This window comes from Cellulomonas sp. P4_D11 (genome assembly GCF_056401915.1).
The window spans coordinates 1-14,329 of record NZ_JBFUIK010000057.1 but is presented as its reverse complement, the minus strand read 5'-3'; the positions used below and the strand labels follow the sequence as shown (position 1 = coordinate 14,329).

The following is a 14,329-nucleotide window of genomic DNA, read 5'->3' as shown; positions in this document are numbered from 1 at the left end:
CGCCGGCGCCGCTGTCGGCGGGCCCGTGGGCGGAGGCGGTCGCCCCCGCGCCGGGCGCGCTGTCCGTGCAGGGGCCCGACGCCCCGTCCACGGAGCTCGAGACCTTCGCGCCGGAGCTCGCGGAGGTGCAGGGCGAGATAGTGACGGACGCGCTCGACCAGGTGCCCGACGGTCCGGTGCGGATCGTGCTCGCGCTCGGCGCGAACCTCGGACCGGCGCAGGAGACGCTGCGCCAGGCGGTCACGGACCTGGCGGGGACTCCCGGGATCGAGGTGGCGGAGGTCTCGCCGCTGGCGCGCACGGCCGCGGTCGGCGGGCCGGAGCAGTCCGACTACCTCAACGCCGTGGTGCTGGGCACCACCACGCTGGCGGCGCGGGACCTGCTGCGCGCCACGCAGGGCATCGAGCACGCGCACGGACGCGAGCGCCAGGAGCACTGGGGCCCGCGGACGCTCGACATCGACATCGTGCTGTACGGGTCGGTGCTCGCCGTGACCGACGACCTCGAGCTGCCGCACCCGCGCGCCCACGAGCGGGCGTTCGTGCTGCAGCCGTGGGCGCAGCTGGACCCGGACGCGGTGCTCCCCGGGCTCGGCGGGGGACCGGTCGGCGCGCTCGCCGCCACGGCACCCGACCGGGACGGCGTCCGCTGGCTCGCCCTCGACTGGCTGACCGCTCCCATCCCGGCGGCCGGCAACGACACGGGTGCCGTCCCGACCGGGGGCCCCGGCCCGGAGGCGCTGGACGCGTGATGCACCGCACCCGTTGGCAGACGTTGCTGCTGGTCACCGTCGCGGTCGCCGCCGTGACGTGGATCGTGCTGCGCGCCGTCGTCGGCCGGGGCGGGATGCTGCCGTCCGTCCCGTGGCTCGTGGTCGCCGTCGAGCTGCTCATCGCCGGCGTCGTGTTCTCCATGGGCTGGGCGGTGCGGCAGTTCCTGCGCGGCAAGCGGCCGACCCTCGACCCCATCCGCGCCGCTCGCACGGCGGTGCTGGCCAAGGCGTCCTGCTACACGGGCGCGCTGCTGGCCGGCTGGTACGGCGGTCAGGTGCTGGCCCAGGTCAGCGACCTGTCCGTCCCGGGCAGCGGGGGACGCGCCGCCGCGGCGGGCATCGCGGCGGCCGGCGCCGTGGTCCTCGCGGTCGTCGGTCTGGTGGTCGAGTGGTTCTGCCGGGTCCCGCCCCCCGAGGAGGGCGCCGAGGTCACCCGCGAGCGGCCGGCGCCCGATCCCAGCGGCACGTGACAGTGGTCCAGCGGGTGGAAGGATGAGTGCCATGACCTCCGACCCCGTCCCCGGCACGAGCGAGCCGTTCGACCCCGCCGACGTCACCTGGACGCCGGTGTCGCGGCGCCTGATCGGCGCGCGGCTGACCGTGACGGCCATCGTCCTGACGCCGGTCCTCGTCCTGGTCGTGCTGCTCGCGGTGCTCGTCGGCGAGGCGTGGCTGTGGGTGTTCCCGGCCGTGGTCGTCCTGCTCGTCCTGTGGATCGTCTGGCTGGTGCCGCGGCAGGTCGGGGCGCTGGCCTACGCGGAGCGCGCCGACGACCTCCTGGTGCGGCGCGGCATCATGTTCCGCTCGCTCGTCGTGGTGCCGTACGGCCGCATGCAGTACGTCGACGTCAACGCCGGCCCGCTGGCGCGCAAGTTCGGCATCGCCTCCGTGCAGCTGCACACGGCCTCGCCGGCGACGAGCGCCTCCATCGACGGCCTGCCGCCCCACGAGGCCGCGCGCCTGCGCGACCGGATGGCATCGCGGGGCGAGGCGCGGCTGGCGGGGCTGTGACCAGCGCACCGGACGTCGACACCGCGAGCGACGAGGACATCACCGGCTGGCGCCGGATGCACCCCGTCACCCCGGCGCTCAAGGGCTGGAAGGTGCTCGTCGCGGTCCTGGCCATCGGCTGGTTCCAGATCGGCGAGAACCTCAAGCAGGCGATCGACCTCATGCACGGGACCGCGTTCCTGGCGCTCATCGGGTCGATCATCCTGGTCGGGCTCATCGGGTTCGCGTACTCGGCGGTCGCGTGGCGGGTGACCCGGTTCGCGGTCACCGACGAGGCCGTGCACCTGCGCACCGGCATCCTCTTCCGCCAGCAGCGCCAGGCCCGGCTGGACCGGCTGCAGGCGGTCGACGTCGTGCAGCCCCTGCTCGCCCGGCTCGTCGGCCTCGCGGAGCTCAAGCTGGAGGTCGCCGGCGGCAGCGGTTCGGCCGTCTCGCTCGCCTTCCTGCGCGAGGCCGAGGCCGAGGCCCTGCGCGCGGAGCTGCTCGCGCTCGCCGCGGGCCTGCGGCGTCCCGCGGCCGCGGTCGCCCCGGTTGTCGACGACGCTGCGGCAGCCGCCCTGCCGACCGACGTCCCGCCGGCCGTCCCCGTGCTGCCCCAGCCCTTCGAGGTCGCGCCCGAGCGGCAGGTCTACGAGCTGCCGATGGGCCGGCTGGTCGCGGCCACGCTGCGGTCCGGCGTCGTGCCCGTGCTCCTCCTCCTGGTCGCCGGCGCGATCGCGCTGGGCATCGCGTCACGGGACATCAGCGCCGCGTTCGTGCTGATCGCGCCCCTGTTCGGTGGCGTGACGTTCGTGTGGAGCCGGATCAACCAGGGCGCCAACTTCCGCGCGGCGATCTCGCCCGACGGCATCCGTCTGCGGCACGGGCTCACCGAGGCCCGGGCCCAGACGGTGCCGCCCGGGCGCGTGCAGGCGATCCGGCTGCGGCAGGGACCCCTGTGGCGCGGCCCGGACTGGTGGCGCGTCGAGATCAACGTGGCCGGCTACGGGCAGGGCGACCAGCAGCAGCGGGACACCGTCCTGCACCCGGTGGCGACGCGCGGCGAGGCCATGACGGCCCTGTGGCTCGTGCTCCCCGACCTGGGTGTCCCGGACCCGGCGGCGCTCATCGACGCGGCCCTGTCCGGCAAGGACACCGACGGCGGTTTCACGGCCGCGCCTCGCCGCGCACGCTGGGTCGACCCGGTCGGCTGGCGTCGGCACGGCGTGCGGGTCACCGAGCGCGCCCTGGTCACCCGGTCCGGCCGGTTCTGGCGCTCCGTCGACGTGGTGCCGCACGAGCGCACGCAGTCGCTCGGCATCGCGCAGGGCCCGGTCCAGCGCAAGCTCGGGCTGGCGTCGTTCGTGCTGCACTCCACGCCCGGACCTGTCGCGCCGCGGGTGGACCACCTCGACGCCGGCGTGGCCGCGGCGCTGATCGACGAGCAGGCGGAGCGCGCCCGCAACGCCCGCGCGACCGCGACGCCGGAGCAGTGGATGCGGGCGGTCGGCGCCCCGACGGGGGAGACGCCTGAGCCGGCGACGTCGACGACCCCAGCGCCCGGCGTGCCCCCGGCACACCCCGCCCCGTCCGCCCAGCCGCCTGCGGGATCGGGCTCGTGACCCCACCGGACCCGGCGACCCGCCCGGGTCGGCTCGGCGTCGGTGTCATCGGCACGGGCCGCGTCGGCGCGGTGCTGGGCAGCGCCCTGCGGGCCGCGGGGCACCCGGTGGTGGCGGTCTCGGCGATCTCCGAGGCCTCCCGGGAGCGGGCGGCCTCGCTGCTGCCCGGCGTGCCCGTGCTGGACATCCCCGAGGTGGTCCGCCGCGCCGAGCTGGTGCTGCTCACGGTGCCCGACGACGCGCTGCCCGACCTGGTGCGCGGCCTCGCCGACCTGGGCGCGTGGCAGGTCGGCCAGATCGTCGTGCACACGTCGGGCCGGTTCGGCGTGGAGGTCCTCGCGCCGGCCCGGGCGGCCGGGGTCATCCCGCTGGCGCTGCACCCGGCGATGACGTTCACGGGCACCTCGCTCGACCTGGCCCGGCTGGTCGGCTGCTCGTTCGCGGTGACCGCGCCGGCGCCGGTCCTGCCCATCGGCCAGGCGCTCGTCGTCGAGGTCGGCGGCGAGCCGGTCGTGCTGGCGGAGGAGGCGCGCGGGCTGTACCACGCGGCGCTCGCGCACGGCGCGAACCACCTCGTGGTGCTCGTGGCCCAGGCCGCGCAGGCGCTCGCCGCCGCCGGCGTCGCGGATCCCGGTCGGATGCTCACGCCCCTGCTCGAGGCCGCGCTGGACGGTGCGCTGCGCGCCGAGCACGCCGGCGGGTCCGGGGCGATCGCGGCGCTCACCGGCCCGGTGCGCCGTGGCGACGCGGGGACGGTCCGCGAGCACGGTGTGGCCCTCGCCACGTTCGCCGCCGCCACGGGGGCGGTCGACGTCGTCGCGGGATACCGTGCCCTGGCGCGCTCGGCGACGGGTCGCGCGCTCGCCGCGGGCCTGATCAGCCCCGCGGCGGCGCAGGAGCTGCTGGACGGCATCAACGAGGACGCCGGGACGTTGCACGTGGAGGACGGGCCGAGCCCGCAGGAGGACGACGGATGACCACGCAGACGACGACGCCCACGCTCGTGCACACGCGCGGGGCGCTGGCCGCCGCGCTCGCGGTGCAGGACGTGCAGGCGGTGCCGCGCACGGAGAGCAGCGCGGGCACGGTGGGCACCGCCCACACCGCGCGCCCGTACCGGCGCGCGGTCGTCATGACCATGGGCGCGCTGCACGCCGGGCACCTGTCGCTGGTCTCGCGGGCGCGCGAGCTGGCGGACGCGGTCGTCGTGACGATCTTCGTGAACCCGCTGCAGTTCTCGCCGTCGGAGGACCTGGCGCGGTACCCGCGAGACCTGGACCGCGACCTCGCCCTGCTGTCCGGCCCGGGCCTGCTCGGCCCCGACGACATCGTGTTCGCCCCCGGTCCGGACGTCGTGTACCCCGACGGCGACCCGATCGTGCGCGTGAGCGCGGGTGCGATCGGCGACGTGCTGGAGGGCGCCAGCCGCCCGGGTCACCTCGACGGCGTCCTCACGGTCGTCCTCAAGCTCATGCACCTCACGCGGCCCGAGGTCGCCCTGTTCGGCGCCAAGGACGCGCAGCAGCTGGCCGCGGTGCGCCGCATGGTCCGCGACCTCGACGTGCCGGTGACGGTGGAGGCGGCGCCGATCGTGCGCGACGACGACGGCATCGCGCTCTCCAGCCGCAACGCGTACCTGACCGACGACGAGCGCCGCCGCGCCCTCGGGCTGTCCCGCGCGGTGCGGGCGACCGGGACCGCCGACGAGATCCGCGGGTCGGCCCGTCGGGCCCTCGCGGAGGTCGACGTCGACTACGTCGCGCTGGTGGACCCCGAGACGTTCGCGGAGGTGCCGACGGGCTTCGTCGGCGACGCCCTGCTCCTCGTCGCCGCGACCGTGGGCTCGACGAGGCTCATCGACAACGCCCTCGTGGAGGTGCGCCCGTGACGGCACCGACGAGCACGCTGACCCGCACGATGATGACCGGCAAGATCCACCGCGCGACGGTCACGCAGGCCGACCTGCACTACGTCGGGTCCATCACGGTCGACCAGGACCTGCTCGCGGCCGCGGACATCCTGCCCGGGCAGCAGGTCGACGTCGTCGACGTCACCAACGGCGCGCGGCTGACCACCTACGCGATCGCCGGACGGCCCGGGTCGGGCGAGGTCTGCATCAACGGAGCCGCGGCGCACCTGGTGCACCCCGGCGACGTCGTCATCCTCATCGCGTACGGGCAGCTGGCCGACGCCGAGGCCCGCACCTACCTGCCCCGCGTCGTCCTGGTCGACGCCGACAACCGCATCGCCGACCTGGGCGACGATCCCGGGCAGGTGCCCGACGGCTGGCCCGGGCTCGCGCCGAGCGGCATCCCCCTGGCGACGGCCCGCCGGTGACGGCGGTCGCGAGCGCGCCCCCGACCACCGCCACGCGCCTGGCCACCCGTCTCGCCGCGCCCGAGCCCGGCTGGATCGTCGAGGCCGACGCGGTCGTCGTCGGGTCCGGCATCGCGGGGCTGACGGCGGCGCTCGAGCTGCGCACCCGGGTGCCGCGCGTCCTGCTCGTCACCAAGGACACCCTCGCGTCGGGGTCGACCGTGTGGGCGCAGGGCGGCATCGCCGCGGCGCTCGACCCGTCCGACTCGCCCGCCGCGCACCTCCAGGACACGCTGGTCGCCGGCGCCGGGCTGTGCGACCCCCGCGCGGTCGAGGTCCTGGTCACCGAGGGTCCGGCACGCGTGCGTGAGCTCGTCGCCCGCGGCGCGGTGTTCGACACCGCGCCCGACGGGTCCATCTCCCTGACGCGCGAGGGCGGCCACCACGCCGACCGGATCGCGCACGCGGGCGGCGACGCCACAGGCGCGGAGATCTCCCGCGCGCTGGTCGCCCAGATCGAGGCCGTCCGCGACGACCCGGGCATCGAGGTCATCGAGCACGCGCTGGTCCTCGACGTGCTCACCGGTCCGCCGGGACCGGACGGTCGCCCCGGCCGCGCGTGCGGCGTGACGCTCCACGTGATCGGCGAGGGGCAGCGCGATGGCGTCGGCGCCGCGCTCGGCCGCGCGGTCGTGCTGGCGACCGGCGGCATCGGCCAGGTCTTCCGGTCCTCCACCAACCCGGCGCAGGCCACCGGCGACGGGATCGCCGCGGCACTGCGCGCGGGCGCGCGGCTGGGCGACGTCGAGTTCGTGCAGTTCCACCCGACCGTGCTGTGGCTCGGCGCGGGCGTGAAGGGCCAGCTGACGCTCGTGTCGGAGGCGGTCCGGGGCGAGGGCGCGCTGCTGCTGGACACGGACGGCGTGCGGTTCATGCCCGACGTGCACCCGATGGCGGAGCTGGCGCCGCGGGACGTCGTCGCGCACGCGATCGTCCGCCGGATGGCCGAGACGGGCTCGGACCACGTCTGGCTCGACGCGCGGCACCTGGGCGCCGAGTTCCTGCGTCGCCGCTTCCCGACGATCAACGAGCGGCTGCTCGAGCACGGCATCGACATGACCACGGATCTGGTCCCGGTCGCGCCCGCGCAGCACTACCACTCGGGCGGCGTGATCACGGACCTGGTCGGGCGCACCAGCCTGGCCGGCCTGTACGCGGTGGGCGAGGTGGCCTGCACCGGGGTGCACGGGGCCAACCGGCTCGCGTCGAACTCGCTGCTCGAGGGCCTGGTCTTCGCCACGCGCGCCGCACGGCACATCGCCGCGCAGGTCAAGGCCGGGACGCTCACCCCGCTCGCGCCCGTGACCCGCCCGGGGGACGAGGCGCTCGTCGCTGCCGCCTCGCGGGCCCGCGTGCAGCGCATCGCGTCGGACGGCCCGGGTCCCTTGAGGTCGGGCGACGGGCTGCGCCGCGCGGTGACCGCGCTCGCGGCGGTGCCGACGGACGCCCACCTGCGGACCGACGAGGGCCGGCGGCTCGCCGCACCGCAGGTGGCCGAGTGGGAGACCACCAACGTGCACCAGGTGGCGACGGCGCTGACCGCCGCGGCGCTCGAGCGGGAGGAGAGCCGCGGGGGTCACGCGCGCAGCGACTTCCCCCGGACGGAGCCGTCGTGGCGCGTGCGCCTGGAGCTGTCGCTCGACGCCGACGGCGTGCTCGTCAGCCGGCGCGCTCGGCTGACCTGACGGACGCGCAGGTAGCGTGACGCCGTGATCGCGCACCCCACGTCCACCCCGTCCGGCCTCGACCCCGCGTGGCTCGCGCGCACCGTGGCGACCGCCCTCGACGAGGACCTCGGGCCGGCCCCCGGCCGGGACGTGACCACGCAGTCGACCATCCCGCCCGACGCGCTCGGCGCCGCCGACCTGGTCGCCCGGCAGGAGGGCGTCGTCGCCGGTCTGGTCGTGGTGCCGGAGGTCGTCGGCCAGGTCGCGGCGAGGCTCGGCCTGCCGGTGCCGTCGGTGGACCAGCGGGTTCCCGACGGCTCCCGCGTGGCGCGCGGCGACGTGCTCGCGGTGCTGCGCGGACCGGTCCAGGTGCTGCTCGTCGCCGAGCGCACGCTGCTCAACCTCGCCTCGCGGGCGTCGGGCGTCGCCACCCACACGCGGCGCTGGGCCGACGCCCTGGACGGCACGGGCGCCCAGGTGCTCGACACCCGCAAGACCACGCCGGGGCTGCGCGCGCTCGAGAAGTACGCGGTGCGCTGCGGCGGCGGCACGAACAAGCGCATGGGGCTGTACGACGTCGCGATGGTCAAGGACAACCACGTGGTCGCGGCGGGCTCGGTGTCGGCGGCGGTGCAGGCGGTGCGGGCGCGGTTCCCCGACGTGACCATCCAGGTCGAGGCCGACACCCTCGACCAGGCGCTGGAGGCCGTCGCGGCAGGCGCCCGGTTCCTGCTGCTGGACAACATGCCGACCCCGCTGCTGGCCGAGGTGGTCGCCGCCGTCCGCGCCGCGCAGGACGGCGTCGAGCTCGAGGCCACCGGCAACCTCACGCTGGACCGCGCACGGGAGGTCGCCGCGACCGGCGTCGACTACCTGTCGGTGGGTGGGCTCACGCACTCGTCGCCGATCCTCGACCTGGCGCTGGACCTGGAGCCGCTGCGGCCGGCGTGACGCAGGAGGCACGAGGGGCACAGGTACGCGCCGGTAAGATCGACCGGTGACCGACGCGCCCGAGAACACCCCCTCCACCGACGACGCCCCCGAGCAGATCCGGGTCCGCCGCGAGAAGCGGGAGCGGCTGCTCGCCGCCGGCGTCGAGGCCTACCCGGTCGGCGTGCCGCGCACCCACTCGATCGCGCAGGTCCGCGCGGAGCACCCGGACCTCGAGGCGGGCCAGGAGACGGACGACGAGGTCGGCGTCGCCGGCCGGGTGGTGTTCGTCCGCATCGGCGGGAAGCTCTGCTTCGCCACGCTGCAGGACGGCGAGGGCAACCGGCTGCAGGCGATGTTCAGCCTCGACGCGGTCGGCCCGGAACGGCTCGCGGCGTTCAAGACGGACGTCGACCTGGGCGACCACCTCTTCGTGCACGGCCGCGTGATCAGCTCGCGCCGCGGCGAGCTCTCGGTGTACGCCGACGACTGGCGGATCGCGGCCAAGTCGCTGCGCCCGCTGCCCAACCTGTTCGACGGCGCCGAGCTGTCCGAGGAGGCGCGGGTCCGGCAGCGGTACGTCGACCTGATCGTCCGGCCGGCGGCCCGCGAGACGGCCCGGCAGCGCCCGGCGCTGCTGCGGTCGCTGCGGGACAACTTCCACCGCCGCGACTTCATCGAGATCGAGACGCCCATGCTGCAGACGCAGCCCGGTGGCGCCGCGGCCCGGCCGTTCATCACGCACATGAACGCCTTCGACATCGACCTGTACATGCGGATCGCGCCGGAGCTGTTCCTCAAGCGCGCGCTGGTGGGCGGCATCGAGCGCGTCTTCGAGATCAACCGGAACTTCCGCAACGAGGGCGCCGACTCCACGCACTCCCCGGAGTTCGCCATGCTCGAGGCGTACGAGTCCTACGGCGACTACGACACCATGGCCGCCCTCACCCAGGACCTCGTGCAGACCGCCGCCAAGGACGTGCTGGGCACCACGGTCGTCGTGCTGCCGGACGGCGAGGAGTACGACCTCGGCGGCGACTGGGCCGAGCTGACCATGTACGGCTCGCTGTCGGAGTCGCTGGGCGAGCCGATCACGCCCGAGACGTCACTGGACGCGCTCACGGCGCTCGCCACCCGCCTCGGGGTCGAGTACGACGCGAAGCGCGCGAGCCACGGAAAGCTGGTCGAGCTGCTCTGGGAGCACCGCGTCGGGGACCAGTTGTTCGAGCCGACATTCGTGCGCGATTTCCCGGTCGAGACGAGCCCGCTCACGCGTGATCACCGCAGCATCCCGGGCGTCGTCGAGAAGTGGGACCTCTATGTGCGTGGCTTCGAGCTGGCGACGGCCTATTCCGAGCTGGTGGATCCCGTGATCCAGCGGAAGCGCTTCGAGGCGCAGGCGTTGCTCGCGGCAGCGGGTGACGACGAGGCGATGCGCGTGGATGAGGATTTTCTCACCGCCGTCGAGTACGCCTTGCCGCCGGCCGGCGGACTGGGTCTCGGGATCGACCGACTTCTCATGGCGCTCACGGGACTGGGTATCCGCGAGACGATCCTGTTCCCGCTCGTGAAGCCGCTGAGCTCATGAACCCCCTGTTCACGGCGCTCGCCGCGCTCCTGCCGTCCATCGGCGTCGGTCTGTTGTTCTGGTTCGCCATCCGCGCGCTGGTCAATGCCGACCGCACCGAGCGGCAGGCAATGGCCAGAATGGACGCCGAGGAACGCGCCGCGGAAGTCGCCGCCGCCCGCAAGAACAATGGGGAATCCACGCCGTCCGTTTGACGGCTTATTGTGCCGATGCGATAGTGAACGCGACAAGCATTCATTCATCTGCCATACGGAGCGAGCAATGGCACAGAAGGTCCAGGTCCTGCTGGTCGACGACATCGACGGCGGAACTGCTGATGAGACCGTCACATTCGGTCTGGACGGCGTCACCTATGAGATCGACCTGACGTCCTCGCATGCGGGTGAGCTGCGCGACGCATTTGCGCAGTGGGTGGGTCACGCGCGCAAGGTCGGCGGACGGACGGCGACGAAGTCGGCCGCTCCGCGCGGGCGGCGTTCGTCGTCCGGCGACGCGCAGGCGATCCGGGAGTGGGCCAAGGAGCACGGGCACCACGTGTCCGAGCGCGGCCGCATCTCGGCGGAGGTCAAGACGGCGTACGACGCCGCGCACTGACCCCTCGTACGCAACGAGAGCCCGGCACCCCCGTGCCGGGCTCTCGTCATGCGCGGCGCCGGCTCAGGCCGGGCGGACCCCCGTGAGCTCACGGACCGCGGCGTACTGCTCCCGGACCAGCGGCACGGGGTCGCCGGTGAACACCGTGGCCTCCGACGCGGAGCTCCAGGCCGGCGGGGTCGCGGCGCCCGACAGCACCCACGCAGCCTGCCGGGCGGCGCCGTCCGCGACGTACTCGCCGGGCGTGGGGACGCGCACGTCGAGGCCCAGCACGGACGGCGCGATGGCGCGGACGGCGGCCGACTGCGCGCCGCCGCCGATGAGGAACAGCCGCTCGACGGCGACTCCCTGGTCGCGCAGCGCGTCGATGCCGTCGGCGAGCGCGCAGAGCATGCCCTCGACCGACGCACGGGCCAGGTGCGCCGGGGTGGTGTTGGCCAGCCGCAGGCCGTGCAGGGCGCCCGTGGCGTCGGGCTTGTTGGGGGTCCGCTCGCCCTCGAGGTAGGGCACCAGCACGAGCCCGTCGGCGCCGGCCGGCGCGGACAGGGCCAGCGCCGACAGGCCCGAGTGGTCGACGCCGAGCAGGCGGGCCGCCGCGTCGAGCACGCGGGAGGCGTTCAGGGTGCACGCGAGGGGCAGGAACGCGCCCGTGGCGTCGGCGAACCCCGTCACCAGGCCCGAGCCGTCGGCCGTCGCCGTGGCCGCGATGGCGGAGACGACGCCGGACGTGCCGATGGAGACGGCGACGTCGCCGGGCTGGAGGTTTAGGGCGAGCGCGGCGGCGGCGTTGTCGCCGGCGCCGGGACCGAGCACGGCACCGGAGCTGGTCGTCGGCCCCGCCTGCGACGGGCCGAGCACGCGCGGGACGACCGCGTCGTGGCCCAGGGCCAGCCGCAGGAGGTCGGGCCGGTAGTCCTCGGTCGCAGGGGACCAGTAGCCCGTGCCGGAGGCGTCGGACCGGTCGGTGACCAGGGCGTCGATGTTCGTCGCGCCCGCCAGGCGCCACGTGAGCCAGTCGTGGGGGAGGGCGACGGCCGCGACGCGTGCGGCGTTCTCCGGTTCGGCGTCGCGAAGCCAGCGCAGCTTCGTCACCGTCAGGGAGGCGACGGGCACGCTGCCGACGGCGTCGGCCCACGCCTGCCGGCCGCCCAGCTCCTCGATGAGGTCGAGCGCGGCAGGCGCCGAGCGGGTGTCGTTCCAGAGCAGCGCGTCGCGGACGACCTCGCCGCGCGAGTCGAGCGCGACCATGCCGTGCTGCTGGCCGCCGACGGAGATCGCGGCCACGTCGTCGAGCCCGCCGGCGCCGACGATCGCGCTCTGCAGCGCGTCCCACCAGTACCAGGGAGCCACCTCGGTGCCGTCCGGGTGCGACGCCCGTCCGGAGCGCACGAGGGCCCCGGTCTCGGCGTCGCGCACGACGACCTTGCAGGACTGCGTGGACGAGTCGATACCGGCCACGAGAGCCATGAGCTACCTCCGCGAGAGTCCGCAGCGTCCGCACTCGGTCGGGGTGGAACCCGACGGAGTGCGGACGCAACGGGAGGGGTGAGGCGCAACGTCCGCACTCGTGAGGGTCAGGACCCCATCGAGTGCGGACGTTGCGGGGTGGCGCCGACGGGTCAGCGGGCGCCGAGGGCGTGCTCGAGGGCCAGCTGGTTGAGGCGCACGAAGCCGAAGCCCCGCTCGGCCACGGCGTCGACGTCGAGGTCCTCGAAGGCGGAGCGGTCGGCGATCAGGTCGGCCAGGGTCTCGCCCTCGGCCAGCGTCGGCTGCGAGAGCTCGAGCACGCCCGACTCCTCGAACGCCGCCTGCACCTCGGGGTCGGCGCGGAACGCCTGCGCCCGCTCCTTGAGCAGCAGGTACGTCGCCATGTTGGCGGCGGCGGAGTCCCACACGCCCTGGAAGTCCTCGGTGCGCGACGGCTTGTAGTCGAAGTGGCGCGGACCGTCGTAGGTCGGGCCGCCCGACGGGAAGCCGTTCTCGAGCAGGTCGACGGTGGCGAACGCGGAGAACAGGTCGCCGTGCCCGAAGACCAGGTCCTGGTCGTACTTGATCGACTTCTGGCCGTTGAGGTCGATGTGGAAGAGCTTGCCCGCCCACAGCGCGAGGGCGATGCCCTGCGTGTAGTTGAGGCCGGCCATCTGCTCGTGCCCGACCTCGGGGTTGAGCCCGACGATGTCGGCGTGCTCCAGGCGGTCGATGAGCGCGATCGCGTGGCCGATGGTCGGCAGCAGGATGTCGCCGCGGGGCTCGTTGGGCTTGGGCTCGAGCGCGATGCGCAGCTTGTAGCCCTTCTCCTTGATGTACGCGGCGACCGTGTCGATGCCCTCGGCGTAGCGGTCGTGCGCGGCGTTGAGGTCCTTGGCGGAGTCGTACTCCGCGCCCTCGCGGCCGCCCCACATGACGAAGGTGTCGGCGCCGAGCTCGGCGGCCAGGTCGACGTTGCGGACCACCTTGCGCAGGCCGTAGCGGCGGACGCGGCGGTCGTTGGACGTGAACGCGCCGTCCTTGAAGATCGGGTGGCTGAACGTGTTGGTGGTGACCATCTCGACCGTGATGCCGGTCTCGTCGAGGGCGCCCTTGAAGCGGGCCAGGATGCGGTCGCGCTCGGCGGCGTCGGAGCCGAAGGGGACCACGTCGTCGTCGTGGAACGTCACGTGCGCCGCGCCGAGCTCGGCGAGCTTGTGGACCGACTCGACCGGGTCCAGCCACGGGCGCGAGGCCGAGCCGAACTGGTCCTGGGCGTTCCAGCCGACCGTCCAGAGGCCGAACGAGAACTTGTCTGCACGGGTGGGCTGCGCTGCCATCACGCGTCTCCTCATCGAGTTCCTGCGAGTTTAGTTTGCCGGATGAATTTATCTCGTCCAGCCGGTAGGGTCAAGCCATGCCGACGCCCGAACCTCGCGACCCCTCGCGGGTCGCCCGGCAGGCGCAGATGCGCGACCAGAACCTCGGGGTCGCGCTGCGAGGGATCGTCGAGGCCGCCGAGCCGGTGTCGCGCGCGCAGCTGGCCGCGTCCGAGGGCCTCGCCCGCGCGACCGTGTCCGGGCTGGTCGACCACCTGATCGAGGCGCGCCTGGTGCGCGAGCTGGAGCCGACCCCGACGCAGCGCGCGGGGCGCCCCGCGGTGCCCCTGGCGCCGGCGCGGGGGACCGTCGCCGGCGTGGGCATGGAGGTCAACGTCGACTACCTCGGCGTCCGCGCGATCGACCTGGCGGGCGACGTGCTGGCCGAGCACGTCGAGCTCGACGACCTGCGGGGTGCCGACGCCGCGACCGTGCTCGATCGCCTCGCGGTGCTCGCGGAACCCGTGGTCGACCAGCTGCGGTCGGCGGGCATGCGCGTCGCCGGCACGGCCCTCGCGCTGCCCGGCCTGGTGGACCGCGTCACGGGCCCGCTGCGCGTCGCGCCGAACCTGGGCTGGCGCGACGTCGACGTCGTCGCCCTCGTGTCCGCGCACCCCGCGCTGGCCGCGTTCCCGCCGCGCGTGGCCAACGAGGCCAACCTCGCCGCCCGCGCGGAAGCGCACGCGCGCCGGGGGTCCCCGAGCTTCGCGTACGTGTCCGGCGAGGTGGGCATCGGTGGCGCGATCGTCCTGGACGGCGAGATCTTCCCCGGCCGGCACGGCTGGAGCGGCGAGATCGGGCACGTCGTGGTCGACGCCTTCCGCGGCCCGCGCGCGTCCGACGGCAGCCTCGAGGCCCTCGCCGGCCAGGACGCGATGCTGCGCGCCGCCGGCCTGCCGCCGACCGCCCGGCTCGATGCCCTGCTCGACGCGCTCGTCGCCGA

At 74.8% G+C, this 14,329-nt stretch carries 15 protein-coding genes; 13 read left to right on the top strand and 2 right to left on the bottom strand.

Annotated elements, in window-relative coordinates:
• From folK to AC1DT4_RS19580, 12 genes are all read left to right on the top strand, one after another.
• A partial coding sequence (gene folK, locus AC1DT4_RS19635; protein WP_477091439.1) for a 2-amino-4-hydroxy-6-hydroxymethyldihydropteridine diphosphokinase occupies window positions 1-752 on the top strand: 752 nt, incomplete at its 5' end.
• Window positions 752-1,243, top strand: coding sequence for a DUF3180 domain-containing protein (locus tag AC1DT4_RS19630; protein WP_477091438.1), 492 nt, complete (start codon window positions 752-754; stop codon window positions 1,241-1,243). The genes folK and AC1DT4_RS19630, both read left to right, overlap by 1 nt.
• Window positions 1,244-1,274: 31 nt before the next feature.
• Window positions 1,275-1,784 (top strand): PH domain-containing protein, encoded by a 510-nt coding sequence (locus AC1DT4_RS19625; RefSeq protein WP_477091437.1) that lies wholly within the window; start codon window positions 1,275-1,277, stop codon window positions 1,782-1,784.
• On the top strand, window positions 1,781-3,385 hold the full coding sequence (locus tag AC1DT4_RS19620) for a PH domain-containing protein (protein WP_477091436.1): 1,605 nt from the start codon (window positions 1,781-1,783) through the stop codon (window positions 3,383-3,385). Before AC1DT4_RS19625 ends, AC1DT4_RS19620 begins: the two co-directional genes overlap by 4 nt.
• A complete protein-coding gene (locus AC1DT4_RS19615) occupies window positions 3,382-4,362 on the top strand; it encodes a Rossmann-like and DUF2520 domain-containing protein (protein WP_477091435.1) in 981 nt (326 codons plus the stop codon). Before AC1DT4_RS19620 ends, AC1DT4_RS19615 begins: the two co-directional genes overlap by 4 nt.
• Window positions 4,359-5,273, top strand: a complete 915-nt coding sequence (gene panC / locus AC1DT4_RS19610; protein WP_477091434.1) for a pantoate--beta-alanine ligase — start codon at window positions 4,359-4,361, stop codon at window positions 5,271-5,273. Before AC1DT4_RS19615 ends, panC begins: the two co-directional genes overlap by 4 nt.
• 29 nt (window positions 5,274-5,302) lie before the next feature.
• Window positions 5,303-5,722 (top strand): aspartate 1-decarboxylase, encoded by a 420-nt coding sequence (gene panD, locus AC1DT4_RS19605; RefSeq protein ID WP_477091440.1) that lies wholly within the window; start codon window positions 5,303-5,305, stop codon window positions 5,720-5,722.
• Window positions 5,719-7,446, top strand: a complete 1,728-nt coding sequence (locus AC1DT4_RS19600; protein WP_477091433.1) for an L-aspartate oxidase — start codon at window positions 5,719-5,721, stop codon at window positions 7,444-7,446. The genes panD and AC1DT4_RS19600 overlap by 4 nt, the downstream gene beginning before the upstream one ends.
• Before the next feature lie 24 nt (window positions 7,447-7,470).
• Window positions 7,471-8,379: a carboxylating nicotinate-nucleotide diphosphorylase gene (gene nadC, locus AC1DT4_RS19595; RefSeq protein WP_477091432.1), complete on the top strand. Its 909-nt coding sequence runs from the start codon at window positions 7,471-7,473 to the stop codon at window positions 8,377-8,379.
• Window positions 8,380-8,425: 46 nt separating this feature from the next.
• Complete coding sequence (gene lysS, locus AC1DT4_RS19590; RefSeq protein WP_477091431.1) at window positions 8,426-9,946, top strand: lysine--tRNA ligase; 1,521 nt, start codon at window positions 8,426-8,428, stop codon at window positions 9,944-9,946.
• Window positions 9,943-10,140, top strand: a complete 198-nt coding sequence (locus tag AC1DT4_RS19585; protein WP_477091430.1) for a hypothetical protein — start codon at window positions 9,943-9,945, stop codon at window positions 10,138-10,140. Before lysS ends, AC1DT4_RS19585 begins: the two co-directional genes overlap by 4 nt.
• A gap of 67 nt (window positions 10,141-10,207) precedes the next feature.
• Complete coding sequence (locus AC1DT4_RS19580; protein ID WP_477091429.1) at window positions 10,208-10,540, top strand: histone-like nucleoid-structuring protein Lsr2; 333 nt, start codon at window positions 10,208-10,210, stop codon at window positions 10,538-10,540.
• A gap of 63 nt (window positions 10,541-10,603) precedes the next feature.
• On the opposite strand, the gene xylB is transcribed toward AC1DT4_RS19580, so the two are convergent.
• Window positions 10,604-12,007, bottom strand: coding sequence for a xylulokinase (gene xylB / locus AC1DT4_RS19575; RefSeq protein WP_477091428.1), 1,404 nt, complete (start codon window positions 12,005-12,007; stop codon window positions 10,604-10,606).
• 152 nt (window positions 12,008-12,159) lie between these two features.
• Window positions 12,160-13,347, bottom strand: a complete 1,188-nt coding sequence (xylA, locus tag AC1DT4_RS19570; RefSeq protein ID WP_477091427.1) for a xylose isomerase — start codon at window positions 13,345-13,347, stop codon at window positions 12,160-12,162.
• A 77-nt stretch (window positions 13,348-13,424) separates the two neighbouring features.
• Between xylA and AC1DT4_RS19565 the strand changes: the two genes are divergently transcribed.
• Window positions 13,425-14,329, top strand: a 905-nt coding sequence (locus AC1DT4_RS19565) for an ROK family protein (RefSeq protein WP_477091426.1), incomplete at its 3' end; no start/stop codon positions are given.

Excerpts from the sequence above, each read along its gene's own strand:
- AC1DT4_RS19630 (WP_477091438.1), top strand. The coding sequence starts at position 752 with ATGCACCGCACCCGTTGGCAGACGTTGCTGCTGGTCACCGTCGCGGTC.
- AC1DT4_RS19625 (WP_477091437.1), top strand. The coding sequence starts at position 1,275 with ATGACCTCCGACCCCGTCCCCGGCACGAGCGAGCCGTTCGACCCCGCC.
- panC (WP_477091434.1), top strand. The coding sequence starts at position 4,359 with ATGACCACGCAGACGACGACGCCCACGCTCGTGCACACGCGCGGGGCG.
- panD (WP_477091440.1), top strand. The coding sequence starts at position 5,303 with ATGATGACCGGCAAGATCCACCGCGCGACGGTCACGCAGGCCGACCTG.
- AC1DT4_RS19585 (WP_477091430.1), top strand. The coding sequence starts at position 9,943 with ATGAACCCCCTGTTCACGGCGCTCGCCGCGCTCCTGCCGTCCATCGGC.
- AC1DT4_RS19580 (WP_477091429.1), top strand. The coding sequence starts at position 10,208 with ATGGCACAGAAGGTCCAGGTCCTGCTGGTCGACGACATCGACGGCGGA.
- xylB (WP_477091428.1), bottom strand. The coding sequence starts at position 12,007 with ATGGCTCTCGTGGCCGGTATCGACTCGTCCACGCAGTCCTGCAAGGTC.
- xylA (WP_477091427.1), bottom strand. The coding sequence starts at position 13,347 with ATGGCAGCGCAGCCCACCCGTGCAGACAAGTTCTCGTTCGGCCTCTGG.